This window comes from Nitrosospira multiformis (assembly GCF_900111585.1).
Classification (GTDB): Bacteria; Pseudomonadota; Gammaproteobacteria; order Burkholderiales; family Nitrosomonadaceae; genus Nitrosospira; species Nitrosospira multiformis_B.
This window is the reverse complement of record NZ_FOHI01000001.1, coordinates 260,602-285,992: the sequence shown is the minus strand read 5'-3', so window position 1 is coordinate 285,992 and position 25,391 is coordinate 260,602. Positions and strand designations below refer to the sequence as shown.

Genomic DNA, 25,391 nt, shown 5'->3' with positions numbered 1-25,391 from the left:
ACTCCATGGAAAATTCATCAGATTTTTCGGGGGTAGATGCAATGATTAGCCCATCAACTCTAAACTCTAGCAACTGGCAATATACTGCGCAGATGAAATTTCTCTTTGATCTCTTTCCAGTAATCCTGTTTTTCATAACTTTCAAGATTTATGGCATCTATGCCGCCACTGCTGTAGCGATTGGCGCCACTTTTGTGCAGATCGGCTGGGTATGGTTCCGCCATGGCAAAGTCGACACCATGCTGTGGGTCAGCCTGGTTCTCATAGTCGTCTTCGGCAGCGCAACACTTATTCTGCAGGATGAAACATTCATCAAATGGAAGCCCTCGGTGCTCTACTGGCTGTTTGCGGCCGCGCTGTTGATAGCGCAGGCAGTTTTCAAGAAAAATTTTATCCGGACGATGATGAAAGAACAGCTCACCCTGCCGGAATCGGTTTGGGCCCGGGTGAACGCGAGCTGGGCAGCTTTTTTTGCGTTTATGGGCGCCGCCAACCTCTATGTCGCCTTCAATTACTCTACTGAAACCTGGGTTAACTTCAAGCTGTTCGGCTTTATGGGCTTGATGCTGGTTTTTGTCGTATTACAGGGATTGATGCTGGGGAAATACATGGTAACCGACGAGGATAAAGAGGCATGATGCTATATGCTATAAGTGGCGAGGATGTGCCTGACAGCCTTGACAAAAGAATGGCGGCACGTCCTGCTCACCTGGAACGCATCAAAGCGTTGCAGGAAGACGGCCGCCTTGTTTTAGCCGGTCCATATCCCGCAATTGACAGTCCCGATCCCGGACCGGCGGGATTTTCAGGAAGTCTGATCGTAGCCGAATTCGAGTCATTCGAAGCAGCCCAGGCCTGGGCGGAAGCGGATCCCTACGCCACTTCGGGCGTCTATGCAAAAGTGACGGTGAAGCCGTTCAAAAAGGTTTTACCGGCATAACCTGACCAGAGGCCGGATGAACACTATAGAACTGATGAAGCAAAAACTCGCTGCTCTGGAGCCTGTGGTAATCCGGATTGCGGACGAAAGCGCGCGCCATGCGGGACATGAAGGCGCCAAAGCAGGAGGTGGTCACTATTTACTTACCATCGTCTCACATCAATTCATCAGTAAGTCGGCGCTGGCGCGGCATCGGCTGGTTTACGATACCCTGCGCGAGATGATGCACAAGAATATTCACGCCTTAAGTGTAAAAGCGTATACTCCCGAGGAATTTGATTCGATCCACTGAGAAGGAACCTTCATGCATTTTATGAAATTTACTCGACTTGCGGCACTGGGTATCTCCGGACTGATCGCCACGACGGCCGTTCAGGCCCAAACCGGCTCAACCATGGCAAAAGTGAATGGTACGCCGATTCCCCAATCGCGCCTCGAATTCATAATGAAGGCGCGTGCTGGCCAGGGCCAGCCGGATACGCCGGAGGCGAGGAAAGCTTTGCGCGAGGATCTCATCACTGAAGAGGTAATCGCCCAGGAAGCGAAGAAGAAGGGGCTGGACAGGGATCCGGACTTTGTCACCCAACTCGACATGGCGCGCCAGACAGCGATGGTCAGGGCATACCAGATCGATTACATAAAGAACCATCCGGTAAGCGACGAAGAGCTGCATAAGGAATACGAAACGGTAAAAACGCAGATGGGAGATAAGGAATACAAGGCGCACCATATTCTGGTGGCTACAGAAGAGGAAGCCAAAGATATTATCGCCAAGTTAAAAAAAGGCACAAAGTTTGACAAACTTGCCGGGGAAAAATCCCTGGACACGGGCAGCAAGAGCAAGGGTGGCGAACTGGATTGGAGTCCGGCCGCAAGCTATGTTCAACCTTTTGCCGAGGCCTTGACCAAGCTGCACAAGGGCCAGCTCACCGACCAGCCGGTAAGAACCCCTTTCGGCTGGCACGTGATCCGCCTGGATGATGTGCGACCCCTGAAAATTCCCCCGTTCGAGGAAATAAAACAAAACCTGGCCCAGCGTGTGTTGCAACGTCAATTCGCGGCCTCGGTCAACGATCTCCGCTCGAAAGCGAAAGTCGAGTAAGCTTTCTTCCCGCAAGCTTTATTTCCTTATTCCCTCTACTCGGAAGCGCAATTCCGAGACAAAAAAGGCAGCGAGGGCTGCCTTTTTTGTTCTGCAGTGAAAGAGAAGAAGCTTACGTTACCCTTTGCATTCTCGGCGCGATCGCGCACAACAGTTCGTAACTCAGTGTGCCAGCGGCCCGCGCGACCTCATCAACCGGCATGCCCCTCCCCCACAGCGTTACCGGACTGCCTACGCCTGCATCTTCCATCTCGCTCAGGTCCACATGCAGCATGTCCATGGAGATGCGTCCCACGACCCGCGTTCGTCTTCCCTTTACAAGCACCGGGGCACCGGTAGGGGCATGGCGAGGATAGCCGTCAGCATAGCCGCCTGCAACAATGCCCACTCGCATCGGTCGGTCAGCCCGAAAAGCATGCCCGTAACCCACTCCGTCGCTTGGCCTGAGCGTTTGCACGGAGATAATCCTGCTCGATACAGTCATGGCGGGTTGCAAACCCAATTGCTCTGCGGTTGTGTGAGCAAGCGGCGAGGAACCATAAAGCATGATGCCGGGACGCACCCAGTCAGCATGTGCTTCGGGAAAACGAAGAATGGCAGCAGAATTCGCGAGCGAACGGGGCATATATCTCCCTCCCGCTGCCAGGTTGAAACATTGCAGTTGCGCTGCAATGCTGTCGTTTCTGTCCGGTTCATCGGCACATGCAAAATGAGTCATGAGGGTTATCTGCCGCACCGCCGGATTCGCCTTGAGGCGCTCCAGCGCAGCGGGAAATTCCTTGGCCGTAAATCCGAGCCGGTTCATGCCGCTATTGAGCTTCAGAAATACATCCAGCGTTGCACGATGTCGAACCGCCTCCAGCATGGCAAGTTGCTCGGGGTGATGCACCACGGTACTTAAATGGTATTGCTCGATCCAGCGCAGTTCGTCCACGTCGAAAAAACCTTCTAGCAACAGGATCGTCTGGCGATAGCCCGCCTCTCTTAAGCGCACGGCAGCATCCAGTTCGAGCAGGGCAAATCCCTCTGCCTCCGCCAGGGCCTCGGCAGCACGCAGCAATCCGTGACCATATGCATCCGCCTTGATGACGGCCATCACGCGTGAACGCGGCGCGTGGCGGCGAACGATAGACAGGTTGTGCTCGAGCGCGGCGGGATCAATCAACGCCTGAATGGGACGCGACATGGTAATTCAGGATATCCGGAAGTTTTTCGGAAGATTTTCTTTGAAGGAATTTTGCGGGAACCGAGAGTTATGAATGCTCCGGATCAAGTCGTTTTGTGGGCAGCCTCAAAGGCTTGAAATTTTCCATCAGGAGAGGTGCCGACGACCGTTGTATAATGCCACGCCTCATCGTTAAAAAAGAAGGTCAAGTTCTAGGAGAAAACGCTTGAAACGCGGATTTTATACCATTATGGCGGCCCAGTTTTTTTCTTCGCTGGCCGACAATGCGCTATTGGTCGTTGCCATTGCCCTTTTGGTGGAGCTGCACGCGCCCGCTTATCTCACCCCGATGCTCAAGTTTGTGTTTGTTCTCTTTTACGTGATCCTCGCGCCTTTCGTCGGAGCCTTCGCGGATTCCATGGCCAAGGGCCGCGTCATGTTCATCAGCAATGCAATCAAGATTTTGGGCTGCAGCCTGCTTTTCCTGGCAACGCACCAGTACTTCGCACTCGCTGCCTACGCGGTAGTCGGGCTTGGTGCAGCTGCCTATTCCCCCGCAAAATACGGGATACTGACTGAGCTGCTGCCACCCGAAAAACTCGTCATCGCCAATGGCTGGATCGAAGGCTTGACTGTGGCCTCCATCATACTGGGCACCGTGCTGGGAGGCTTGCTGATCTCGCCAGCCATCTCCGCCGCCCTGCTGTCGTTCGATTTCCCCCTGATCGATACCGGCGTGGACACTGTACCGGAGGCAAGCATACTGCTCATCGCCATATTTTATACTGCTGCTGCCATCTTCAATCTTTACATCCCCAACACAGGGGTTGATCATCGCATTCTCAGGAAAAATCCAATGTTTCTCGTGCATGAGTTCAGCCATTGCATGAGGCTGCTGTGGGCAGACAAGCTGGGACAGATTTCACTGGCAGTGACGACCCTTTTCTGGGGGGCGGGGGCAACACTGCAATTCATCGTGCTGAAATGGGCAGATGCCGCCCTCGGTTATCCCTTGAGCAAGGCCGCGCAACTCCAGGGCGTAGTCGCCGTCGGCATTGCCATAGGGGCAGTCATTGCAGCACGAATAGTGTCACTCCGGCAATCAGTGAAGGTGATCCCTCTGGGCATTGCCATGGGCATTGTGGTAATGGCAATGATTTTTGCCCGCGAGTTGTGGATTGCGATTCCGCTTCTCATGCTGATTGGCGGGTTTGCCGGATTTTTTGTCGTGCCAATGAATGCACTGCTGCAACACCGCGGCCACATCCTGATGGGCGCCGGTCACTCTATTGCTGTACAGAATTTCAACGAGAATCTGAGTATTCTCACCATGCTGGGACTGTATGCATTACTGGTGAGCTTTGACGTACACGTGTATACGGTGATTATTCTGTTCGGCCTGTTCGTAGCCGTGATCATGGCGGTGATACGTCAATGGCATCTGCGCAATCAGAGTATTGAAGATTCGCTTCATCTCATTGGTGCCCATAAAGGACATTAGCACATCAGGAAAAAAATGCTCCAGAATGAGCTATAACAAATAAGTGTAACGCTGCTCTGAACGCCAGGAATGGCTGGAGCAGGTGGCACAAAATATGGTTCGAGCCTTTTCTGATTGTAATTTTTTACCGCTATCAACGTAGACCAAATGGATGCCAAATTAGTGAGTCTTGCTTTGGTCACCGCGGGCACGCTGCTGGCTGGTGCAAGTCAGGCCAACGCCCGACCTTATATCTTTACTGACCTGGGCCGCCAAAGTTTTGGCAGCGCCATAAACAATGCTGGTCAGGTTGTCGGGTATTCCTATCTTCCTGGCAATTACACCACGCCACTGTCTGGAATGGTACCACGGCAACCGATTTAGGCACCCTGGGTGGACGTAGCAGCGTGGCCAACGACATCAACAATGCAGCCCAGGTGGTGGGATATTCTTATGTCTCTGGCGACAGCACCTTCCACGCCATCATTTGGGATGACGGCATGGCAACTGACCTTGGTACTCTAGGTGGGAGTCGAAGCGAAGCTCACGCAATCAACGATGCTGGCTTGGTGGTCGGATGGGCCAGTACCGCAGCCGAGGTCCATGCCACGCTGTGAAATGATGGAATAGCAACCGACCTCAACAGTTTTCTCGATGCGAGCATGGTAAATGCAGGCTGGGTACTGGAGCGAGCATACGATATCAACGACAATGGGTGGATTATTGGGGAGGCGCGGATTGGCCTAATAGGTGAAAACCATGCCTTCCTGCTAACCCCCATTCCCGAACCGGAAACCTATGTGATGTTTCTGGCTGGCCTTGGGCTGATGACCGTTATTTCGCGTCGTCGCAAGATTTCCTGAGCATAGCCCGATTCAAAGCCACAATAGGAGTAGATACCCTTGTGGCTCCGATAGAAGATTCACCGCATCTCATTTGGGTAAGCAGTGATTACAGGATAACCGGCTGATCGGGCAGTTCATTTTGTCCGCCTCCCCGTTCGGACGGAAAATGCTCTTTTAAATGATCGCCGATAGCCCGGATTCCCTCAATGACCCCTGATTCAAACTGCCCCTGCCTGAAATGGGTTTCCATTTCGCGGCAGATGGTTTCCCATTTTTCATGACCGACTTTCGCGTCAATGCCCCGGTCAGCGACGATCTCGACATTGTGATCGGCCAGAAGCAGGTAAATCAGGACGCCATTGTTATGCTCGGTATCCCACACGCGCAGCTGCGAAAATACTTCGACAGCCCGCTCGCGTGCCGATGTTGCTCTCACCAGAGGCCGCATATCCAGTGCTGCCTCCACTGCAAAGCGGATTTCTCCCCGATGACTGAATTCCGACTGTGCGATCGCATATTCGATAGCGGTAAGGGCCGTAGCGGGAAATGCCTTGCGTACCGCCAGGGGCCCCGTAAAAAGATGCCGCAGTACTCGCGTGAAATCCATCTACCATCTCCCTGAGGCGCCGCCGCCACCGAAGCCGCCCCCGCCTCCGCCGAAACCCCCGCCACCCCCGAAGCCGCCGGGACCGCCCCTGCCACCCCATCCTCCATAACCACCAAAGCCACCCGGCCAGCCGCGCCCTCCTCTGTAAATTCCACTGCCGGCGTGACCGAACAGGCTGATGAAAAACGCAAAGGCAGCAGCGATCAAGGCCAGGAATATCGAAGCGAATACCAGCCAGACGATAATGGCTGCCGCTGTGCTCAACAGGGTCGCTCCGAGAAAGCGGCCGAAAATGGACTGAAATACCTTGGCGGCAATGAAGAGCAGGATAAAGACAAAAATAATATTATTCACCAGGATATCGGCGGCAGCGGAAGAATCGCCGCCACGTGCGGAACGAGCGGGAGGTGGCGGTAAGGGCTCTCCTTCGAGTACCCCTATTATTCGGTCGATACCGGCATTTATGCCTGCCGCAAATCGTCCCTGTCTGAATTCCGGCACGATGATCTCGTGGGTTATGCGCTTCGCCACGGCGTCCGGAAGCACCCCCTCCAGACCATATCCCACTTCCACACGCACGGTTCTATCCTGCTTTGCAACCAACAGCAGAACGCCGTCATCAATACCCTTGCGTCCCAGCTTCCAGGCGTCCACTACCCGAATTGAGTACTGCTCGATGGTTTCAGGCTGGGTGGTGGAGACGATCAGTACCGCGATCTGACTGCCTTTCCTGGCTTCAAATGCGGTGAGCTTCTGCTCCAGTTGGGTAGCTTCGTTTGCAGAAAGTGTCCCGGTGAGATCGGTAACGCGCGCTTTGAGGGGCGGAATCGGGGCATCCGCCATCGACAGGGAGGCAGAAACAAGCAAAGCAATGAATACGAGGATCTTTCCCCCGGCATGAATCATATGTAAGCCCTTTGTCATTTCACATTTCCTGTTGGACTGTCTGGGATAACCCCAGAAGGATATGATCCTTGCGCTCCCTTATTTTTCCTCGTTCATTCCTGACAAACTTACCCTGATCCCCTTCACCCTTTCGACCGGCCGGCCCCAAGCTCCGTTCGCCCTGAGCTTGTCGAAGAAGCGAACAAGCGCCAGGGATTCAGAACGAATGGAAGGAAGAATTCAATCTGATAAATGCTAATCAAAATACATGCAAATGAAAATTGAAGCCAATTTCAAATTCCCGGGTCAGCAAACGTCTCTACCGGTTAGGGCTTGCCGAATTCCACCTTGGGTGCGGTTGAAATCGCTTTCTCGTCATCAACCGTGAGGCTGGGCTTCACCTTGTAGCCAAATAGCATCGCGGTAAGATTGGTGGGGAAGGAACGTACTACGATGTTGTATTCCTGAACCGCCTTGATGTAACGGTTGCGGGCCACGGCAATACGATTCTCCGTGCCTTCCAGTTGCGCCTGCAATTCCCGGAAGTTGGCATTTGATTTCAGTTCCGGATACTTCTCCACTACGACCAGCAAACGTGACAGAGCGCTCGACAGTTCCCCCTGGGCACTTTGAAACTTCGCAAATGCCTCCGGGTCATTGAAAAGCTCCGGCGTGGCCTGGATGCTGCCCACCCTGGAGCGTGCATTGGTTACACCCAGCAATACCTCTTTCTCCTGGGCAGCAAAACCTTTTACAACGTTTACCAGATTGGGGATGAGATCAGCACGGCGTTGATACTGGTTCAGCACTTCACCCCAGCTTGCCTTGATCTGCTCATCCGTAGACTGCAAGGTATTGTATCCACAGCCACTCAAACTCATTGCCAGAAGCAATATCAGAGAACGCAGCAGGTTGTTCATGAAAATCTTCCCGGGAAAAATTGCCGATATATGAATAAGTATAGGTGAACTGCTGGACAAGGATAGAAATAAGGACGAGCGAGCGGATTTCAAGAGAGGCTGGCTGAATGAGGTCAAGTGCCTGGAAACCTTATCATTCTCGGCCAAAAGTCATTTTCTCGAACGTAACCATATGATTTATAATCCTATTTCATAAAAAATAAATACCTGCTTTCGCAGGCATGACGATGTCTTGATAGCTGCGCGCAAGAATTCATCACTTTACCATTCGTGGATGAAGAGTCGAGGATGTAATCCATGATTTGCATTCACTCCAACCTCCTATTCCAAAACCTGCGATTTATTCAGGAGCCTTCAAGGCCTGCATGGTGCTTTGGGCGAAGCACAGATCCTCCCATGCCTTCGCTTTGGCAACCAGCGTGCGTAACAGATAAGCCGGGTGATAGGTGACGATAACCGGAATACCTTCGTGCTGATGGAGTTTGCCCCGAAGGCTGCCTATGCTTGCATCAGTATTGAGCAGATTCCTGGCAGCGGTTTTTCCGAGCGCGACAATCAGCCTCGGCTTGATCAGCTCGATTTGCCGTGCGAGGTACGGTTCGCAACATTGCGCTTCATCATCGGAAGGCTCGCGATTGCCAGGCGGGCGGCATTTTACGATGTTGGCTATAAAAACATCGCGGCCTCGCTTCAAACCAATGGCCATCAGCATGTTATCCAGCAGCTTGCCTGCCTGCCCGACGAAGGGTTCACCAAGGGCATCCTCCTGCGCGCCCGGTCCTTCGCCCACGTAAAGCCAATCCGCCTCCAGGTCACCCACGCCAAACACGGTGCGCGTACGCGAGTTGCATAGCCGGCAGGCCACACAGCCTTCCACACTCTCTTTAAGCTGATCCCATTCCATCCGCAGAATCATCGCCCGGCGCTTCTCTGCTACGTCCTCCGTCGTGTCAGCAGAAGGCACGCAAACCTGTTCTACCTGTTCTTCGAATTCGGGATGCGCAACAACCGGGGCTACCATCACCTGATCCGATTCCAGCACCCTGGAGGGGCTTTCGTCTTCGGTACGCTCCCTGACGCGCCATACCGGCGTCAACTCCAACTCTTTGAGTATCTTGCCGCGTCTGACCCGTTTTCTATCGTTGCTGATCACAACACCAGTTCCATTACCAACGAGTCTTCGCGCCCGCCCATCGCGGGATAATAATCCTTGCGTTTCCCGATCTGCCTGAATCCAAGCCGTTCATACAGGCGGGCAGCAGCATGGTTGGATACGCGCACATCCAGAAACATGGTGAGTGCCAGCTGCTCCCTTGCAATCTCGATGAAGTGGCGCAGCAATTTTTCACCCCAGCCCTTCCCTTGCGATTCCGGCGCAATACTGAGCGTCAGCAAATGGGCTTCTTCTGCCCCGATTGTCATTACGCCATATCCAAAGATATATCCATCCTGCTCCAATACCAGGCAATGATAGCCTGCGTCGAGCGAATCGCTGAAATTGCCCCGGGTCCATGGGAAAAGAAAAACTTCCCTTTCAATCGTCACCACCGCGTCGAGGTCTGACGGGACCATTCGCCTTATTCGGGGCGATTCCTGCAGTTGGGCACTCATCGCTCCTTTTCCTTCAAGGCCACCTTGTTTCGAATATAGAGCGGAGCGGCATCCGCCGGATCGCCACCCTGTCCCCTCGCGAGTCTGGGAGCGGCCAGTTGCGCCATTGCACGCGCGTCCGGGCGAACGCCGCTGATGATGTGATTGAGGTAGCCTTCGTAACGTGTGCGCAACACTTCGGAATACATATCGAACCCGCTGCCGCAACCTGTCCAGCCCTGCTCCGGCACGGAAGGCGCATTTTGCGGCAAACAGAGTGTAGGTTCGCTCACGACTTGCCATTCGTCCAGCACTTTCCTGTACGCGGCATGATAGATCTCATGCATGCGCGCATCCAGCGCTGCAACGACCTGTGTTCCGCCGGCTTGATGTGCCAATGCTTCCAATGTACTTATTCCGAGCACTGGCAGTCCCGCCCCAAAAGCCAGTCCCTGCGCTATTCCGCATGCGATACGCAACCCGGTGAAGGATCCGGGACCCGAGCCGAAAGCGATGCCATCCAGTTGCGCCAGCGTCAGCCCGGCTTCATCCAGCATTCGACTCACCATCGGCAAAACCAGCTCGGAGTGGCGCTGGCCCGCAAGAACCTCCTCACCGAGGATGTCACGCTCCAGCAACATTGCAATGGAACAGTATTCGCTGGATGTATCGAAAGCAAGAATTTTCAAGGCAAAGTCGAATAAATATCGAGGATAATGTCAGTACAATGACAACTGCCGTATGGAAACTTCGGCAGAAAAATCATTGTCTATTGTTGAGCAACACTCCAGTTCGTTTAACTTTATCACTAATCGCACGGAGGAGTCATGAGCATCACGTGGATTCTGGTTGCAAATGCAAGCGCAGCATATCTTTATGCAAACTACGGACCGAGAAAAGGATTACAGAAGCTCAGGGAATTCCGGCATGACGCCAGCAGGGAAAAACGGGTGGACCTGGTTACCGATCGTCCGGGACATAACAGAAGTAACGGGAATGGGCGTGGCTCCTACATACCCGCCACCGATCCAAAACAGCATGAGGCATGGACTTTCGCCTCCCAGCTAGCACGGGAACTGGAGAATGGGCGCAAAACCAACAGCTATCAACGCCTGATCCTGGTTGTATCGGCCCCATTCATCGGTCTCATCAACAGCAATCTGGGAAGCCAGGTGCGCAACCTCGTAAGCGATACTTTTGAAAAGGATTACACCAGGGCCAATGAAAGAAACCTGGTAAAGCAACTGGAGAGCTGCATTTATCTTTGACGATTTAAAGAGTTGATCATCCTTTCAGGAACCAGCGACCGATCGGCGTATAAACCGGACCGTCGCTGGTCTGGTCCGATTTAACCAGTACCCACTCCCGCGCCCGCCACACCATTTGTTCCGCTCGCTCAGGCAGCGTTTTACAGGATGCATTCCTCATGAGCGTGATATGGGGCTAATAAGGCCGCTCCTCCAATGAAAACCCTGCCAATGAAAGTCTGCTCTGCAAAGCTTCGACCAGATCGATGAGCGACTGGGGAATCTCGTTGATTTCCGCATAAACGATATTCTTGCGTTTCCACACGCAGATTCTTTCGATAACAAGGTCGAATGCTTTCACGCCATGACCTTCAATTTCATCCGCCGCCCGACACAGCGCATCTACCTGGCTTGCATTCACCTCCCCTACAAAAACCAATGTAAGGTGAATGTTCTCCGCTTTTGTTTTCCGTCCCTCGCAAACCGATGCCAATCGCCCGGTCAGCCGTCCCAGCTGCATGCGGGTTTCCTTGTCGGGCCATATCGCAAAAAACAGGCGTACTGCTTTTTGCCTCGTCTCTTCAGCCATCCGGGTTTCCGCTCATCCCCCAGTCATCTACCGCCCCTTCGCCGACTGCTTTCCGCTCCGTTTCCATCCTCAGTCAGTCGTTTGATTCATGCGGGTAATCAGGCATACCGCTTCCGCCTCTATTCCCTCACCCCGCCCCACCGGGCCAAGACGTTCAGCCGTCTTGGCCTTGACGTTGACATCTCCGGGCTGCATGCACAGGTCCTGTGCGATATTTGCGATCATTGAGGGGATATGGGAAGCCATCCTGGGTGCCTGCGCAATGATAGTGGCATCGACATTCACCACCCTATAGCCGCGCTCCGCGAGGAGGTTACCCACATTCTGCAGTAGCACGCGGCTGTCAATATTCCTGTAACGCGGATCAGTGTCAGAAAAATGCCGGCCGATGTCACCGAGTGCCGCAGCTCCCAGTACCGCGTCGCATATTGCATGCAGCAGCACATCCGCATCGGAATGCCCCAGCAAACCTTTCTCGTAGGGAATAGTCACTCCGCCGATAACAAGCTTGCGACCCTCGACCAACTGGTGTACATCAAAACCCTGCCCGATTCTGAACCCGCCCACTATCACCTCTTCTTGTTTAATTAGCGAGAAAACATGAGAAAACAGTATCCGTGCTAGTAATCGATGCTTTGCGCGACTCTCGGGCTTTGCCCGACATCTTGTTCATCCGACGCCTGGATCTACTACTGCTTTCAGCTGCTAATAAGCCGCCAACCCTCATTACACTACTTACAGATTTTTCAGTATCAACTCCGCCAACGCGAGATCCTGAGGATAAGTAACTTTCAGGTTGCGCGCATCGCTCACAACCAGTTTTGGGCGCAGGCCCAGTGCTTCGATCGCGCCTGCATCGTCCGTCATGGTTACACCTCCTGCCCTGCTCAGAGCGTCCACCAGCGTTCGGTATCGGAACATCTGCGGTGTTTGGGCCTGCCAAAGACCTTCCCTCGGTTCTGTACGTTCAACCCGGCAAGCGGGATCGCTTCGCTTCAAGGTGTCTGCGACCGGAACCGCAAGCAATCCACCCACTTCGTCCTCTTCCAGTTCATCCATCAGTTTATCCAGAAGCTTCCCTCCTAAACAGGGCCGTGCAGCATCATGGACCAGCACCCAGTCATCATCCTCGATCACCGTCCCTTCCTGTGCTGCTTTTAAACCATTCAGCACGGTCTCGGCCCGTGTAGCTCCTCCGCATTCGAGCATCGATAGCTTGTTTGAGAATTCTGACCAGTCATGCCGCGCCCATTCTCCATCTCCCGGAGACAGCACAACAAAGACTCGGGAAAGCCGCGGCGAGTTGCATAACGTTGCTAGCGCATGATGAATCATGGGTTTTCCTGCCAGACTCAAGTATTGTTTGGGCATCTGGTCGCCCATGCGCGAGCCTGAACCTGCCGCCGGAATGAGTGCGAAGAAATTTTGCATGGGTATTACAGGAAGGAGCTGAATTGATGGGTCAAACGAAGGCAGGCACGTGAATATTTGTTAGACCGTGAAAATTAGCAATGGAAATACGATGGAAACACTGCGAGGAAACACCGGGCTGACTGGGTACCCTTAACCTGTAAGATTTTACAGCTACCGACGTATTTAATCTTGTCCTTTAATAGTTATACCACGGAGCCATGCAGAAAGATGAGTTCTACACGGCTTTTTTGAATCTCTTACGTAAGAATTGATTAATTTTCCCGCTTCCAGGTGCAGAGAACATGATTGGACAATCCCCTGCCTTCGCAAAGGTTACCCAGTTCATTGAGAAAATTGCAGGTTGCGACGCACCTGTTCTTATCGAAGGCGAGACAGGCACAGGAAAAGAACTGGCCGCACGGGCAATTCACGGCAGCAGCGCGAGGCGAGACAGGCCGTTTGTGCCGATAAATTGCCGCGCCATCCCGGATACCCTGATTGAAAACGAACTGTTCGGACACGAACGGGACTCCTGTACCGAGGCCCAGTTGAAACGCCCGGATCTGATTGCCCACGCGCAGTCCGGCACACTCTTCCTGGATGAAGTAGATGCGTTATCTCCTAAGGCGCAGGTTACTCTGCTGCGATTCTTCCAGGAGCAGGAGTACCTTCCGCTGGGAGGCGGCATAGCGCGCTCTGCAAACGTGAGAATAATTATTGCCAGTAACAGAAATTTGGGGTATTTGGCCGAGAAAGGCGAATTCCGGCTTGATCTTCTGTTTCGCCTTAAAATCATGTATCTCACCCTGCCGCCCCTCCGTGAGCGCCAAGGTGACGCGGCTCTGTTAGCAGATTACTTCCTGCGCGAATGCTCCGCGCGTTTTAATCGCGGCAACAAAACCTTACATCCGAATACTGTCGCATGGTTCGACAAATACAGTTGGCCCGGAAATATACGGGAACTGGAAAATCTGATCTATCGCGAGTATCTTCTCGCTGACGAACCTGTCATAAATATTGCATCGCTCGCGCCCACAGTGGTCGAACGGCGATCCGGGTTTGACCGCCGCCTCCCCGAGTTGAACGGCTTGAGCTTCACCGAGGCCAAAAACCGCGCCATAGCAGCTTTTGAACAATATTACCTTGCCGAAGCCATGGTCAGAGCGCAAGGTAACGTGACAAGAGCTGCGAGCCTTGTCGGAAAAGATCGCCGCGCATTCGGGAAATTGCTGAAAAAGCATAGTATGAGCAAGAACAATCTCTTTCTGGAACACTGATTCTCCCGTCTTCAGATTCCCTCTCCAAATTTTCGCACCAGCACTCGATTCCCTGTCTGCCGTCGACAAGGCACTCATTCGACAGAACCTACAGGACGTTCGCGATATTGTCGCGGCGCGGGATCGAACCAAGGCAGGAACATACGGTGAGTCACAAACTGCCGGGCGATATCCGATACGAGCGGTTGTCGGCTTATCCGATCGCCAAACGCGGGATTGATTGCCAGCGCGAGCACAAACACCGGAAGGCTCGCCTAGAAGGACGCGCGCCCTAGCAGGAAAGCAGCGTGAACAATAACGCGCCGGAAAAACGAAGAAATGGATAGAGAATCCGTTTCTCCTAAAGAGTGCAGGAAGTCAATTCGAACTCCACATCTTCTTCGTATAGCCTGGTTTTCTGTGTGGAGCTGGAAACAACGAAGCGAATGGTCAGAGCAAATTTGTGCGCACTGATCTCAGGAACGCAGGGCAGGCTCTCGTCCAGCTTGATGGATAGCAGGTGCACTGTCCTCCCCGCTCCCATCTGCTGGAACATGCCCTTGTTCGCGGTGTAGTTGTCGGTTTTTCCGCTGTCCCGCAGCAGACGCAAAAGGATACGGAAACTTTTCTCGATTGGCAGCAGCGGCGCGATCCATTCATTGAGGTCGCTTCGCCGCACTTCCGGATCGAGATGCAGCCAGTAGCGATATGAAGGCAAATCAAATTCGCATGCCCCTCCGGGTATGCCGACGCGCTGCTTGATGCCCATCAGCCACTCATTGTCGCGCATGGGTTCTCCGATTTTTCCGGCAACGGTCCGCAGATCCTGAGAGGAGATCTGAATGTCATCCAGCATCTCGTCCAACTCGCCTTCCGGGTTCTGCGGGCTCTTACGCAACAGTTCCAGCGCCTGCTTCTGCCGATCCAATTCCTGCAGCAGTTCCGACTTCATGTCGGCGCGGCCTGTCACGTCGAGAATCTCGAACAGGGTGACAAGTGCAGCGTGGTGATCATAGGGCTCTTCCTGCGCAGAAAAGAACGCTAACTTGTCAAACAAGTCCTCAAGGCGCAAGAGCGTGCGGACGCGTTCGTTGAGAGGATGTTCGTAACGGATCACGATAGAAGCCCAGAGCAGAGAACCGCGACTGCAGATGGGCGTTGTTCCAAATTCTTATTTTAGCAGCCAAATCCGTAGGCAACAAATGTGAAGTCCTGCAGGAAGCCCGCTTGGCGTTGAAATCAGCTTCCCTGGGCCAGGGTCATATATTTCTTGTGCAAAGCCCGTACCTGCCGCTCGAGATTGGGAAGGTCGGCATCGTTGACAATTACATCATCCGCCTGCCCCAACCGTTCGTCACGCGAGACCTGCGCAGCCATGATGGCCCGCACTGCCTGTTCATCCATTCCACTGCGCGCAGTGGCGCGGCTGATCTGCACACCTTCGCTGCAATCCACCACCAGAACGCGCTGGACTATTCCTCGGTAGTGGCCGGTCTCAAGCAGCAGCGGAACCACGACTATCAGGTAAGGCGCCTGAGCAAGTTCTACTCTCCGCGACACTTCGTCCCGGATGAGCGGGTGAAGAATAGCCTCCAGTTTGCGGCGCGCATCCGTGTCATTGAACACGAGGTTACGCATTTCCTTGCGGTTCAGGGCCCCCTCCGACGTGATGTATTTCTCCCCGAATGCTCGCCGGATGAAAAGCAGGCTGCGCCCTCCCGGCTGGGTAAGCTCATGCGCAATCTCATCGGTATCGATCACACCGGCGCCGAGCGCGGAAAAAATACTGGCAGCGCTGGTTTTACCGCTGCCAATGCCCCCGGTCAGGCCGATTACCAGCATGGCGCTAAAATGACCCCAGGTAAGCTCTATTGATCTCGTTTCCCCAAAACAGGGCCACGATTCCCCCACACACCAGATAAGGTCCGAACGGGATAGGGACATGACGCCCGTGCTTTGCTGCCAGCATCAGACCAAGCCCTGCCATGCTTCCCACGAGGGATGAAAACAGAATCACCAGGGGCAGCATTTGCCATCCCAGCCAGGCGCCAATGGCAGCCAGCAACTTGAAGTCCCCATAACCCATTCCCTCCCTGCCGGTCAGGAGTTTATAGCCCCAATACACCGACCACAGGGCCAGATATCCCATCACGGCGCCAATCACAGCAGAATGGATATCTGCAAAACCACCCCCCAGGTTAATCAATAACCCTCCCCATAACAGGGGCATGGTGATGTCATTGGGCAGCAGTTGAGTATCCAGATCGATGAAAGCAAGCGCAATCATGGCCCATACAAGCGCAAGCGCCGCAAAAACGATAACCCCATAACCAAAATGCCAGGCGACAAGGCCGCTCAGAGCTGCGGTTAACCCTTCCACAACGGGATAGCGTATGGAAATGGCGGTCCGGCACTGCGAGCAGCGTCCCCTCAACGCGACGTAACTGATGAGTGGAATATTTTCGAGCGCCGTAATCCTGTGCCCGCAATTGGGACAAGTGGAAGACGGCGTAATGAGATTGAAAGCCGGCCCCGCTGCAAGGGCTTCATGCGGTTCGTGTGCTGGCTCTGTCCCGTTTGTTCCAGAGGACAGTTCCGCGTGCAGTTCGGCGCACTGTTGCCGCCATTCCCGCTCCAGCATTCTCGGCAGGCGGTAGATAACTACATTCAAAAAACTGCCGACAATCAGGCCAATGAGAGCGCAGAACGAGACAAAGAACGCCGGAGAGTATTGCAGCACGGAGATAAAAGACATCTAAAAGACATCCCCAGGGATCAGGATTCCGCATAGGAGTCTGAGAGTTTCTCCTCGATCGGCACTAACGGAGGAAAGATCCGCACCACTTTTACCACGCGGTCCTGGGTCTGGATGATTTCCATAGGATAACCTGCAATCTTCACGCTGGTGCCGGCCTCAGGAATGTCCTGGAAGTGTTCGAGAATAAGCCCATTCAATGTCTTGGGTCCCCCCAGAGGCAGGTTCCAGCCAAGCTTGCGGTTGAGATCGCGCAACAGATTGCTGCCTTCCACGATTACACTGCCGTCTTCCTGCTTCAGGAAATTACCGGCCTGCGAAGGTGCATGAGTGGTGAATTCTCCGATGATTTCTTCGACAATATCCTCCAGTGTCACCAGACCCATCCATTCTCCATACTCGTCCACGATTAGGCCGACGCGCTCGCGATTTTCCTGGAATAATTGCAGTTGCGAAAACAGGGGTGTTCCGGAGGGAATGAAGTAAGGCTCGCGCATGATTTTCTCCAGCGTGGCAGCCGTGATTTTCTCGCTTCTCATCTGGTTGAGCACCTTGCGCACATGAATTATTCCAATGACGTTATCCATCGTACCGCAGTATAGCGGCAGGCGCGTGTGATAACACGTGAGCAGTTGATCCCGGATGCTCTCATCGTCGTCTTCGAGGTCTATCGCCTCGATCTGGCCGCGCGGCACCATGACGTCGTCGACCGTGACATTCTCCAGATCGAACAGGTTGAGCAGCATGCTCTGATGTTTTTGCCGGATGAACTGGCCTGCTTCCAGCACGAGCGTTTTGAGTTCCTCAAGGCTGATTTTCTGGGTTAACTCCTCCGTACCGGGCTTCAAGCGCAGGAGGATAAGCAGCGCCTTTACAAACAGATTGATGAACCATACCACCGGCGAGAAGACTTTCAGTAGTGGCGTCAATACATAGCTTGAAGCCAGGGCGATACGCTCGGGATAGGCAGCGGCGACAACTTTCGGGGTGATTTCACTGAATACCAGAATAGCGAAGGTCACCCCTACCGTTCCAATAAGAAGAGCCATATCGCTGTGGCCGAAGAAAACGGACACAATCACCGCAACCAGTGTGGCTGCAGCCGCATTCAGTAAGTTATTGCCAAGGAGAATCACCCCCAGAAGACGGTCGGTATTCAGCAGCAGCTGACTGGTGAGATGGGCGCCGCGATGGCCTTCTTTTGCAAGATGCTTCAACCGGTAACGGTTGATCGCCATCATGCTGGTTTCGGAAAGGGAAAAAAAAGCGGATAAAATCAACAGAACAGCCAGTGCTGCGAGCAGCACATACCACGGCATGTCTTCCAAGAGAAGGCCTTTCTGCAAGTAGACAAAAATTCAGGACGGAAGGAAGTCGGGATATCCGGAAATTTCATTCCCGAATTTCCTCGCACTTTTTCCACCCCAACTATACCTGTTTTCTGACACACAGGTACTGCTAGCGATGCAGGATCACTTCCAGTACAAACTTGCTGCCGAGATAAGCCAGCAGGAGGATGACGAATCCGCTCAGTGTCCAGCGAATGGCGATGCGGCCGCGCCAGCCGTATAACTGCCTGCCCGCCAGCAGTGCTGCGAACACGCACCATGAAATGATGCCGAACAGGGTTTTGTGCGTGAATTTGAGGGGTTGCCCGAAGACCTCTTCCGAAAAGACGATACCGCTGATGAGTGTGAGCGTGAGTAGTATGAACCCCACCCAGATGACGCGAAACAGCAGGTTTTCCATGGTCAGCAACGGCGGCATGTTGGTAAGTACCGAGGGCAAGGTCGGGTGATGTAACCGCCGCTCCACCACTGCCATGAGCAACGCATGCAGTGCGGCAATGGTCAGCAGGCTGTAAGCCAGCATGGCAATCGAGATATGCGCCTTGAAGGCGGGAAATTCGGTATTGGCCAGGGGGCGCAGGGAAGGAAATGCCAGCGGCAGCAGTACCGCCACGGCTGCAACTGGCGCGACCAGTGTTTGCAACCCCTCCAGCCGATAAAAAAATCCGGATAGCCAGTAAATCATGGCGGTGAGCCATACGATGGAAGAAACCGCGCTGCCCACGCCGAAATTCAATCCTACCCCTGCAAACACCGATTCATACAGCGTATAGCCGTGCAATACCAGGGGCGCGACAATGGCATACCGTTCCCATCCCGCAACGGCGACCTCACCTCCTCCTGACCTCGCAGGAACATTCCACCGGGTGCGCCAGAAGTGCCAGCCGATCAGTGCATAGAGCAGGAAGGCAACGAGATAGGCTAAAATATCGGACATTGACATTGCAGATTAAATGAAACCTTCATTTAGTCTACACCAATTTTTCCGGAGAGGCATTTTGCATGTTTGACAATCTTACCAACCGGCTTTCAGGTGTCATCAAGACTTTGCGGGGTGAAGCGCGGCTGACTGAAACCAATATACAGGAAGCGCTGCGGGAAGTGCGCATGGCGCTGTTGGAAGCTGATGTCGCGCTGCCGGTGATCAAGGAATTTATTGCGCGGGTGAAGGAAAAAGCAGTTGGCCAGGAAGTAATCGGCAGTCTTACGCCAGGACAGGCATTGGTGGGCGTAGTCCACCAGGAACTGATCGCCCTCATGGGAGGCCAGAAAGCAGATATCAACCTTGCCACTGTCCCCCCCGCAGTGATTCTCATGGCGGGATTGCAGGGCGCCGGAAAAACCACGAGCAGCGGAAAGCTGGCGAAGTGGCTGATGGAACAAAAAAAGAAAAAAGTATTGCTTGTCTCCTGCGATACCTATCGGCCAGCCGCAATTCAGCAACTGGAACTGCTGGCGCGACAAACGGCCGCCGAGTTCTTTCCGGTTCAAGCCGGACAGCAGCCGAAAGAAATTGCGGCCGCTGCCCTCAACTTCGCGCGCCGGCACTTCCATGATGTGATGATCGTGGATACGGCCGGACGCCTCGCCATCGACGAAGCAATGATGGCAGAAATCAGCGAGCTGGAAACATTGCTGAAACCCATCGAAACCTTGTTTGTGGTGGATGCCATGCAAGGACAGGATGCCGTCAACACCGCCAAGGCATTTTCTGAAGCCCTACCCCTGACCGGCGTAATACTGACAAAACTGGATGGAGATGCGCGAGGCGGAGCAGCGCTTTCCGTGCTTCACGTAACCGGGAAACCGATCAAATTCGCCGGTGTAGCGGAAAAGCTGACCGGATTGGAGCCGTTCCACCCCGACCGCATGGCCTCAAGGATTCTGGGAATGGGCGATGTACTGGGATTGATCGAGGAAGCCCAGCGCGGCGTGGATCAGCAGGAGGCCGAGAAGCTTGCCAAAAAGATGAAATCGGGCAAAAGCTTCGATCTGAACGATTTCAAGATGCAGTTTGAACAAATGAGAAACATGGGTGGCATGGGCGCGCTGATGGACAAACTGCCCGCTCAATTGAGCCAGGCTGCTCAGAATGTAAAAGTCGATGATAAGGTTATGGGCCGCACCGAAGGCATCATCAATTCCATGACTCCGCAGGAACGTCTCAAGCCGGAAATCCTCAAGGCCTCGCGCAAGCGTCGTATTGCTGCAGGCGCAGGTGTCACGGTACAGGAAGTGAATCGACTGCTGGCGCAGTTCGAGCAGGCGCAAAAAATGATGAAAATGATGAATAAGGGAGGTATGACAAAAATGCTGCGAAGCATGAAGGGAATACTGCCCGGCATGCGCTAAAGGAACCACTTAACAAGCGCAAGGGCTGCGAGAGATACTCGCGTCGCCTCAGGTCATTCCGCCCGCGGTACTTTTTCGAGACCGGCGATTCGCTGGCCCGGCTTGATGTTTCTTGCGGCAAACCAGCCAAGATTCATCTCGAGCGCATATTTTGCCGCGCCGGCTGAGCTATGCGCTGTGGTCGTGCGAGGCATCATGTCGGCAATGTTAAGAATAACCCCTTTTTCATCCAGGAAAGCAACACTCAATGGAATATCCGTGTTCATCATCCACATGCTGTAGTGTTCAGGGTGAGAAAATACGAACAGCATTCCGTCGTTTTCACCCAGGGATTGTCGAAACATCAATCCCTGGATCCGGGCAGATTCCGTATGCGCCACTTCAACCGAAAAAGTGTGGTGGGATATGCTGAGCTGACGTACCGGCATTTCTGCCTTGCCTGGCGCCGATAAAAGAAAAACGAGAATAAAGGCGAAGATACGCATCAATGCTTCCCGGTACTGCCAAAACCATTCGCTCCCCGCCCGCTTTGCTCGAAATCATCCACCACGTTAAAACCAACCTGTACGACGGGTACCACTACGAGTTGCGCAATGCGCTCCATCGGGTTCAACAGGAAAGGTGCTTGCCCTCGATTCCAGCACGATACGAATATCTGCCCCTGGTAATCCGAGTCGATCAACCCAACCAGATTTCCCATCACGATACCGTGCTTGTGGCCGAGGCCGGAGCGAGGGAGCACCAGTGCGGCGAGTCCGGGGTCAGACAAATGGATTGCGATTCCGGTGGGGATAAGGTGAGCTTCTCCAGGCTGAATCGTCATCACATGCTCGATGCAGGCGCGCAAGTCGAGGCCGGCGGAGCCAGGGGTCGCATAGGTGGGCAACTGGTCTTTCAAGCGCGAATCGAGAATTTTTATATCTATTTTTTTCATGAATTAAAATTCCGCCATTTTTCATAAAGCGATGCTGCGTGAGCGATGAGGTGGCGAGCCTGTTCGATTTTCGACGATTTTGGCAAGGAATGCCTGCCGGAATCATCGAAGAGCGTCAACGCAACTTCCTCCGCGCCTATCGCCTCCTGGGCGAGGTTGGCAGCAAGAAGTGGAAGCTTTTTCCGATGGCGCTTGGCTTCGGCATTCTCTTCCAGATTTTGAGTCTCCGCAGCAAAACCGATACAAAACGGCGGATCGGGCAGATTTGCCACGTATTCAAGAATATCAGGATTGGGAACAAGCTCCAGCATGATATTCCTGTCGTTCTTTTTCGTTTTGTGTTCGCTGGCACTTTTGGGACGATAGTCAGCCACGGCAGCGACGCTTATAAAAAAATCGACGTGTGGAACTTCGCTTTTTACGGCTACCAGCATATCCTGCGCGCTTGTCACCTTGATGAGACGGGCGCTCGGTGGGGCTTCCAGGCAAACCGGGCCGGATACGAGGATTACTTCCGCTCCTGCCTCGGCTGCGGCATGCGCCACCGCATACCCCATTTTGCCGGAACTTGAATTGGTTATTCCGCGAACTGCATCGATTGCTTCGAAGGTGGGTCCGGCAGTGATGAGTACGCGCCTGGTCTGCAGCAGTTTGGGTTGAAAAAAAGCGTGTACGGCTTCCGCGAGTTCATGCGCTTCGAGCATGCGTCCCATGCCGGTTTCGCCACACGCCTGCACGCCGCTGGCAGGACCCAGCACTGTCACACCATCCCTGCGCAGTGTGTCGAGATTGCGACGGGTAGCGGAATTTTCCCACATCTGCCGATTCATTGCGGGAGCAATCAGCAAGGGGCACGCGCGCGCAAGGCATAATGTGGAGAGCAGGTCATCCGCAAGGCCATGGGCAACCTTGGCAATAAAGTCAGCACTGGCGGGCGCAATGACAATTGCATCGATGTTGCGTGAAAGGTCGATATGAGCCATGTTGTTGGCTACGCTGGCATCCCATAGCTCGGTAAATACGGGCTTACCGGTCAAGGCCTGTAGCGTTGCCGTACCGACAAAACGGCAGGCTGACGCCGTCATGACTGCCTGCACCTCCACGCCACCGCTTATCAAAAGGCGCGCCAACTCTGCCGCCTTGTATGCCGCAACTCCCCCCGTGAGTCCCAAAAGCACGCGTCTTGCCTCAGACGTCCTGCCAGTCGTCTCCAACCGAATCACTCCCCAAAAAAGAGGAGTCTAACTCAATACTCCCAAAACTCGCACCGCTTTACGGAGCGATATATTTTTCAACTACAGTTTTTTCACAAACTGACGTTTAAGCGAAGGAATCTCTAAACAAATCCTCGCTACATTGCTACATTTACTATGCCGATTTCAGACTGGCCCGAAGCCGAGCGCCCGCGGGAAAAACTCCTGAAGAACGGGCCCGCCTACCTTTCCGATGCGGAACTGCTGGCGATATTCCTGCGTACGGGCATCGCCGGCAAGAGCGCTGTGGATCTGGCAAGAGAACTGCTCAAACGTTTCAAAGGTTTGACCGGGCTCTTTGCCGCAGACCAAAGCACATTCTGCCAGGTGCCGGGAATGGGTCCGGCGAAGTTCGCGCAGTTGCAGGCAGTGCTGGAAATGGCGCGCCGCGCACTGGAAGAAGAATTGAAAAGCAGCGATGCGATGGATTCGCCGGGACCTGTCCGGGCCTTTCTGCGCCTCAGCCTCGAAGGGAAGGAGCACGAGGTCTTCGTGAGCATCTTTCTTGACGCACGGAATCGGGTCATTGCAACTGAAGAACTGTTCCGAGGCACCCTTACACAGACCAGCGTTTACCCGCGTGAAGTAGTAAAACGGGCACTTCATCATAATGCCGCGGCTGTGATTTTTGCACATAATCATCCTTCGGGTGCTGCTGAGCCAAGCCCGGCAGATGAGGTTCTCACGCAATCCCTGAAGCAGGCACTTCTGCTCGTCGGTGTGAGAGTACTGGATCATTTTATTATTGGAAGGGGCGCGACCCTATCGTTTGCCGAACAGGGATTGATTTGATTTGAGGAAATCCCGAAAATCGGGATATAATATTCGTTTTTCCGCTTTCGGATAGGATCAATCATGGCACGAGTATGTGAAGTTACGGGGAAGAAGCCCATGACCGGCCACCACGTTTCCCACGCGAACAATAAAACAAAGCGGCGTTTTTTGCCCAATCTGCAACGCCGCCGCTTCTGGGTTGAGAGTGAGCGTCGCTGGATCAGCCTGCGGGTGTCCAATGAAGCGCTCCGTACAATTGACAAGAATGGCATCGATTCAGTACTGGCTGAAATGCGCGCACGTCGCGCCAGCATCTAAGAATTTAAAGCGCATTCAGTCGGCAACTTGGCCTGTATCGATAAGGTAACGAAAAGGTAATCTAAGTAAGGATAAGGACATTACCCATGAGAGAAAAAATAAAGCTCGAATCCTCGGCGGGAACGGGCCATTTCTACACCACAACCAAGAACAAGCGCATTACTCCGGAAAAAATCGAAATTACCAAATTCGATCCGGTTGCGCGCAAGCACGTCAAATACAAGGAAATCAAGCTCAAATAGATTTCCTCGCACCGGGATGAGGGAAGCTCTGGAATAAGTATTGTAAAAATATAAGTCAAGAAAATATGGGCTCAAAAACAGGAAACCCGCCATTTGGCGGGTTTCCTGTTTTTGAGCCCTTGTTTTTGAGCCCTATGTAATTTTTCTTAAACTTTAGAAATCCTTAAGCGTAGCAGCGCAGCCTGCGGGAGAAATTTTGCAGTACTTCGATGCCGCTTTCCTCGGCGCGGTGACACCAGTCTTCCAGCTGCCTGACCAGCTCATCCTTGGATGAAGTGGAGCGCTGCCATACCGTTATCAATTCCTCACGCATTTTGTAAACCTTATCCAGCGTACTCGTCTTGCTCAGCACCAGATTGAGCTTTGCCCGCTCGTCTTCCTGCAGGGTCTTGGAGTCCGCAAGCACCCAACGCTTGAGTGTGGAACGATCAACGCCAAGATTTGTCGCCGCTTCTTTCAGATGATCAACCTCCTTTGCCAGCGTCTGCTTGAGAGATTGGGCATATTTTGCTAGGACTTCGTAGCGATGGGAAATGACAGCTTGCAGCGTATCTGCATCGCATTCTGTCTTTGCGGCATCGAGGCGCAGCTTCGGCGCCACCTTCTTCACCTGCGCCAGTCCCATCCACTGGAGAATGCAAATATACATCCAGCCGATGTCGAATTCATACCACTTGTTGGATAAGCGCGCGGAAGTGGCATAAGCGTGGTGGTTATTGTGCAACTCCTCTCCGCCAATAAGAATTCCCCAGGGAACGATATTGGTGCTGGCGTCTTCGGCCTGGAAATTACGGTAGCCCCAGTAATGTCCTATCCCGTTGATCACGCCCGCAGCCATGATGGGCGCCCATGCCATCTGAATGGCCCAGATGGTAAGACCGATCGGCCCGAACAGGATGACGTCGATGATCAGCATCAGGGCCACACCCCTGCGGCTGTGCTTGTCATAGACATTCCGCTCCAGCCAGTCATCCGGCGTACCATGGCCGTATCTTTCCACGGTTTCCATGTTTTTGGCTTCTGCGCGATAGAGCTCCGATCCCTCCCTCAGCACTTTGGTGATCCCCACTATTTGCGGACTGTGGGGATCATCGACCGTTTCACACTTGGCGTGATGCTTCCGGTGTATGGCGGTCCACTCCTTGGTAACCATCCCAGTCGTGAGCCACAGCCAGAAGCGGAAAAAATGACTCGGCAAGGGATGAAGATCCAGTGAGCGATGAGCTTGATGACGATGCAGAAAGATTGTGATACTGGCTATGGTTATGTGAGTAAGGCCGAGAGTAACGGCGATATAACCCCACCATGGCAAGTCGATAAGACCGAGAGTCATTGTTTGCGACCTTTAGAGTAAGTACGGGAGAAGCGGTAATTG

The 25,391-nt window shown here is 53.6% G+C and carries 34 protein-coding genes; 14 read left to right on the top strand and 20 right to left on the bottom strand.

What is annotated here, in order from left to right:
* Positions 1-92: 92 nt before the first annotated feature.
* The 4 genes from BMW46_RS01320 to BMW46_RS01305 are packed head-to-tail and all read left to right on the top strand — an operon-like array spanning position 93 to position 2,042.
* Positions 93-638 (top strand): septation protein A, encoded by a 546-nt coding sequence (locus tag BMW46_RS01320; RefSeq protein ID WP_074703868.1) that lies wholly within the window; start codon positions 93-95, stop codon positions 636-638.
* The gene (locus BMW46_RS01315) at positions 638-940 is read left to right on the top strand and encodes a YciI family protein (protein WP_074704511.1); all 303 of its coding nucleotides are present in this window, start codon (positions 638-640) and stop codon (positions 938-940) included. The genes BMW46_RS01320 and BMW46_RS01315 overlap by 1 nt, the downstream gene beginning before the upstream one ends.
* 16 nt (positions 941-956) lie before the next feature.
* Positions 957-1,232 carry a BolA family protein gene (locus BMW46_RS01310; protein WP_074703867.1) on the top strand — a complete coding sequence of 92 codons (276 nt, stop codon included), beginning with the start codon at positions 957-959 and terminating at the stop codon, positions 1,230-1,232.
* A 12-nt stretch (positions 1,233-1,244) separates the two neighbouring features.
* Complete coding sequence (locus BMW46_RS01305) at positions 1,245-2,042, top strand: peptidylprolyl isomerase (RefSeq protein ID WP_074703866.1); 798 nt, start codon at positions 1,245-1,247, stop codon at positions 2,040-2,042.
* A 112-nt stretch (positions 2,043-2,154) separates the two neighbouring features.
* On the opposite strand, the gene alr is transcribed toward BMW46_RS01305, so the two are convergent.
* A complete protein-coding gene (alr, locus tag BMW46_RS01300; RefSeq protein ID WP_074703865.1) occupies positions 2,155-3,228 on the bottom strand; it encodes an alanine racemase in 1,074 nt (357 codons plus the stop codon).
* 205 nt (positions 3,229-3,433) lie between these two features.
* Here alr and lplT point away from each other — a divergent pair, with 205 nt between their 5' ends.
* The 4 genes from lplT to BMW46_RS01280 all read left to right on the top strand — a co-directional run bounded on the left by lplT (position 3,434) and on the right by BMW46_RS01280 (position 5,550).
* Entirely contained in the window at positions 3,434-4,708 is a 1,275-nt protein-coding gene (lplT, locus tag BMW46_RS01295) for a lysophospholipid transporter LplT (protein ID WP_074703864.1), read from the top strand.
* Positions 4,709-4,870: 162 nt separating this feature from the next.
* The gene (locus BMW46_RS01290) at positions 4,871-5,071 is read left to right on the top strand and encodes a hypothetical protein (RefSeq protein ID WP_143049062.1); all 201 of its coding nucleotides are present in this window, start codon (positions 4,871-4,873) and stop codon (positions 5,069-5,071) included.
* A 23-nt stretch (positions 5,072-5,094) separates the two neighbouring features.
* Positions 5,095-5,304 carry an HAF repeat-containing protein gene (locus tag BMW46_RS01285; RefSeq protein WP_074703862.1) on the top strand — a complete coding sequence of 70 codons (210 nt, stop codon included), beginning with the start codon at positions 5,095-5,097 and terminating at the stop codon, positions 5,302-5,304.
* A gap of 45 nt (positions 5,305-5,349) precedes the next feature.
* Positions 5,350-5,550, top strand: coding sequence for a PEP-CTERM sorting domain-containing protein (locus BMW46_RS01280; RefSeq protein WP_074703861.1), 201 nt, complete (start codon positions 5,350-5,352; stop codon positions 5,548-5,550).
* A gap of 88 nt (positions 5,551-5,638) precedes the next feature.
* Here BMW46_RS01280 and BMW46_RS01275 read toward each other — a convergent pair whose 3' ends face one another.
* The 6 genes from BMW46_RS01275 to tsaB all read right to left on the bottom strand — a co-directional run bounded on the left by BMW46_RS01275 (position 5,639) and on the right by tsaB (position 10,223).
* On the bottom strand, positions 5,639-6,139 hold the full coding sequence (locus BMW46_RS01275) for a TPM domain-containing protein (RefSeq protein ID WP_074703860.1): 501 nt from the start codon (positions 6,137-6,139) through the stop codon (positions 5,639-5,641).
* Positions 6,140-7,063, bottom strand: a complete 924-nt coding sequence (locus BMW46_RS01270; RefSeq protein ID WP_256376910.1) for a TPM domain-containing protein — start codon at positions 7,061-7,063, stop codon at positions 6,140-6,142.
* Between the two features lie 287 nt (positions 7,064-7,350).
* On the bottom strand, positions 7,351-7,944 hold the full coding sequence (locus BMW46_RS01265) for a LemA family protein (protein ID WP_074703859.1): 594 nt from the start codon (positions 7,942-7,944) through the stop codon (positions 7,351-7,353).
* A 340-nt stretch (positions 7,945-8,284) separates the two neighbouring features.
* The gene (locus tag BMW46_RS01260) at positions 8,285-9,097 is read right to left on the bottom strand and encodes a uracil-DNA glycosylase (RefSeq protein WP_218141736.1); all 813 of its coding nucleotides are present in this window, start codon (positions 9,095-9,097) and stop codon (positions 8,285-8,287) included.
* On the bottom strand, positions 9,094-9,555 hold the full coding sequence (gene rimI / locus BMW46_RS01255; RefSeq protein ID WP_074703858.1) for a ribosomal protein S18-alanine N-acetyltransferase: 462 nt from the start codon (positions 9,553-9,555) through the stop codon (positions 9,094-9,096). Before rimI ends, BMW46_RS01260 begins: the two co-directional genes overlap by 4 nt.
* The gene (gene tsaB, locus BMW46_RS01250) at positions 9,552-10,223 is read right to left on the bottom strand and encodes a tRNA (adenosine(37)-N6)-threonylcarbamoyltransferase complex dimerization subunit type 1 TsaB (RefSeq protein WP_074703857.1); all 672 of its coding nucleotides are present in this window, start codon (positions 10,221-10,223) and stop codon (positions 9,552-9,554) included. Before tsaB ends, rimI begins: the two co-directional genes overlap by 4 nt.
* 138 nt (positions 10,224-10,361) lie before the next feature.
* Between tsaB and BMW46_RS01245 the strand changes: the two genes are divergently transcribed.
* The gene (locus tag BMW46_RS01245; protein ID WP_074703856.1) at positions 10,362-10,802 is read left to right on the top strand and encodes a host attachment protein; all 441 of its coding nucleotides are present in this window, start codon (positions 10,362-10,364) and stop codon (positions 10,800-10,802) included.
* Between the two features lie 175 nt (positions 10,803-10,977).
* Here BMW46_RS01245 and thpR read toward each other — a convergent pair whose 3' ends face one another.
* The 3 genes from thpR to ispD all read right to left on the bottom strand — a co-directional run bounded on the left by thpR (position 10,978) and on the right by ispD (position 12,801).
* On the bottom strand, positions 10,978-11,370 hold the full coding sequence (thpR, locus tag BMW46_RS01240; RefSeq protein ID WP_256376909.1) for an RNA 2',3'-cyclic phosphodiesterase: 393 nt from the start codon (positions 11,368-11,370) through the stop codon (positions 10,978-10,980).
* Between the two features lie 69 nt (positions 11,371-11,439).
* On the bottom strand, positions 11,440-11,937 hold the full coding sequence (ispF, locus tag BMW46_RS01235) for a 2-C-methyl-D-erythritol 2,4-cyclodiphosphate synthase (protein ID WP_074703855.1): 498 nt from the start codon (positions 11,935-11,937) through the stop codon (positions 11,440-11,442).
* Positions 11,938-12,105: 168 nt separating this feature from the next.
* On the bottom strand, positions 12,106-12,801 hold the full coding sequence (ispD, locus tag BMW46_RS01230) for a 2-C-methyl-D-erythritol 4-phosphate cytidylyltransferase (protein ID WP_074703854.1): 696 nt from the start codon (positions 12,799-12,801) through the stop codon (positions 12,106-12,108).
* A 284-nt stretch (positions 12,802-13,085) separates the two neighbouring features.
* Between ispD and BMW46_RS01225 the strand changes: the two genes are divergently transcribed.
* Complete coding sequence (locus BMW46_RS01225) at positions 13,086-14,060, top strand: sigma 54-interacting transcriptional regulator (RefSeq protein WP_074703853.1); 975 nt, start codon at positions 13,086-13,088, stop codon at positions 14,058-14,060.
* A 74-nt stretch (positions 14,061-14,134) separates the two neighbouring features.
* Here BMW46_RS01225 and BMW46_RS15275 read toward each other — a convergent pair whose 3' ends face one another.
* The 6 genes from BMW46_RS15275 to BMW46_RS01200 form a co-directional block, all read right to left on the bottom strand.
* Positions 14,135-14,302: a hypothetical protein gene (locus BMW46_RS15275; protein WP_177171012.1), complete on the bottom strand. Its 168-nt coding sequence runs from the start codon at positions 14,300-14,302 to the stop codon at positions 14,135-14,137.
* 98 nt (positions 14,303-14,400) lie between these two features.
* Complete coding sequence (gene zapD, locus BMW46_RS01220; protein ID WP_074703852.1) at positions 14,401-15,156, bottom strand: cell division protein ZapD; 756 nt, start codon at positions 15,154-15,156, stop codon at positions 14,401-14,403.
* A 122-nt stretch (positions 15,157-15,278) separates the two neighbouring features.
* Positions 15,279-15,881 carry a dephospho-CoA kinase gene (gene coaE / locus BMW46_RS01215; RefSeq protein WP_074703851.1) on the bottom strand — a complete coding sequence of 201 codons (603 nt, stop codon included), beginning with the start codon at positions 15,879-15,881 and terminating at the stop codon, positions 15,279-15,281.
* Positions 15,882-15,885: 4 nt separating this feature from the next.
* Positions 15,886-16,794, bottom strand: coding sequence for a prepilin peptidase (locus BMW46_RS01210; RefSeq protein ID WP_074703850.1), 909 nt, complete (start codon positions 16,792-16,794; stop codon positions 15,886-15,888).
* A gap of 20 nt (positions 16,795-16,814) precedes the next feature.
* Positions 16,815-18,113, bottom strand: a complete 1,299-nt coding sequence (locus BMW46_RS01205) for an HlyC/CorC family transporter (protein WP_081355645.1) — start codon at positions 18,111-18,113, stop codon at positions 16,815-16,817.
* Between the two features lie 139 nt (positions 18,114-18,252).
* On the bottom strand, positions 18,253-19,080 hold the full coding sequence (locus BMW46_RS01200; RefSeq protein ID WP_074703849.1) for a cytochrome C assembly family protein: 828 nt from the start codon (positions 19,078-19,080) through the stop codon (positions 18,253-18,255).
* A 65-nt stretch (positions 19,081-19,145) separates the two neighbouring features.
* Between BMW46_RS01200 and ffh the strand changes: the two genes are divergently transcribed.
* A complete protein-coding gene (gene ffh / locus BMW46_RS01195) occupies positions 19,146-20,495 on the top strand; it encodes a signal recognition particle protein (RefSeq protein ID WP_074703848.1) in 1,350 nt (449 codons plus the stop codon).
* Between the two features lie 53 nt (positions 20,496-20,548).
* Here the strand turns inward: ffh and BMW46_RS01190 are convergent, their stop codons facing one another.
* The 3 genes from BMW46_RS01190 to coaBC are packed head-to-tail and all read right to left on the bottom strand — an operon-like array spanning position 20,549 to position 22,607.
* Entirely contained in the window at positions 20,549-20,980 is a 432-nt protein-coding gene (locus BMW46_RS01190) for a DUF192 domain-containing protein (RefSeq protein ID WP_074703847.1), read from the bottom strand.
* Positions 20,980-21,429 (bottom strand): dUTP diphosphatase, encoded by a 450-nt coding sequence (dut, locus tag BMW46_RS01185; protein WP_074703846.1) that lies wholly within the window; start codon positions 21,427-21,429, stop codon positions 20,980-20,982. The genes BMW46_RS01190 and dut overlap by 1 nt, the downstream gene beginning before the upstream one ends.
* Entirely contained in the window at positions 21,426-22,607 is a 1,182-nt protein-coding gene (coaBC, locus tag BMW46_RS01180) for a bifunctional phosphopantothenoylcysteine decarboxylase/phosphopantothenate--cysteine ligase CoaBC (protein ID WP_256376908.1), read from the bottom strand. The genes dut and coaBC overlap by 4 nt, the downstream gene beginning before the upstream one ends.
* Positions 22,608-22,799: 192 nt before the next feature.
* Between coaBC and radC the strand changes: the two genes are divergently transcribed.
* From radC to rpmG, 3 genes are all read left to right on the top strand, one after another.
* A complete protein-coding gene (gene radC, locus BMW46_RS01175; protein WP_074703844.1) occupies positions 22,800-23,474 on the top strand; it encodes a RadC family protein in 675 nt (224 codons plus the stop codon).
* 63 nt (positions 23,475-23,537) lie between these two features.
* Positions 23,538-23,774 carry a 50S ribosomal protein L28 gene (gene rpmB / locus BMW46_RS01170; RefSeq protein ID WP_074703843.1) on the top strand — a complete coding sequence of 79 codons (237 nt, stop codon included), beginning with the start codon at positions 23,538-23,540 and terminating at the stop codon, positions 23,772-23,774.
* A gap of 86 nt (positions 23,775-23,860) precedes the next feature.
* Complete coding sequence (gene rpmG / locus BMW46_RS01165) at positions 23,861-24,016, top strand: 50S ribosomal protein L33 (protein ID WP_074703842.1); 156 nt, start codon at positions 23,861-23,863, stop codon at positions 24,014-24,016.
* A gap of 163 nt (positions 24,017-24,179) precedes the next feature.
* Here the strand turns inward: rpmG and BMW46_RS01160 are convergent, their stop codons facing one another.
* Positions 24,180-25,349 (bottom strand): DesA family fatty acid desaturase, encoded by a 1,170-nt coding sequence (locus tag BMW46_RS01160; RefSeq protein WP_074703841.1) that lies wholly within the window; start codon positions 25,347-25,349, stop codon positions 24,180-24,182.
* Positions 25,350-25,391: the final 42 nt, after the last annotated feature.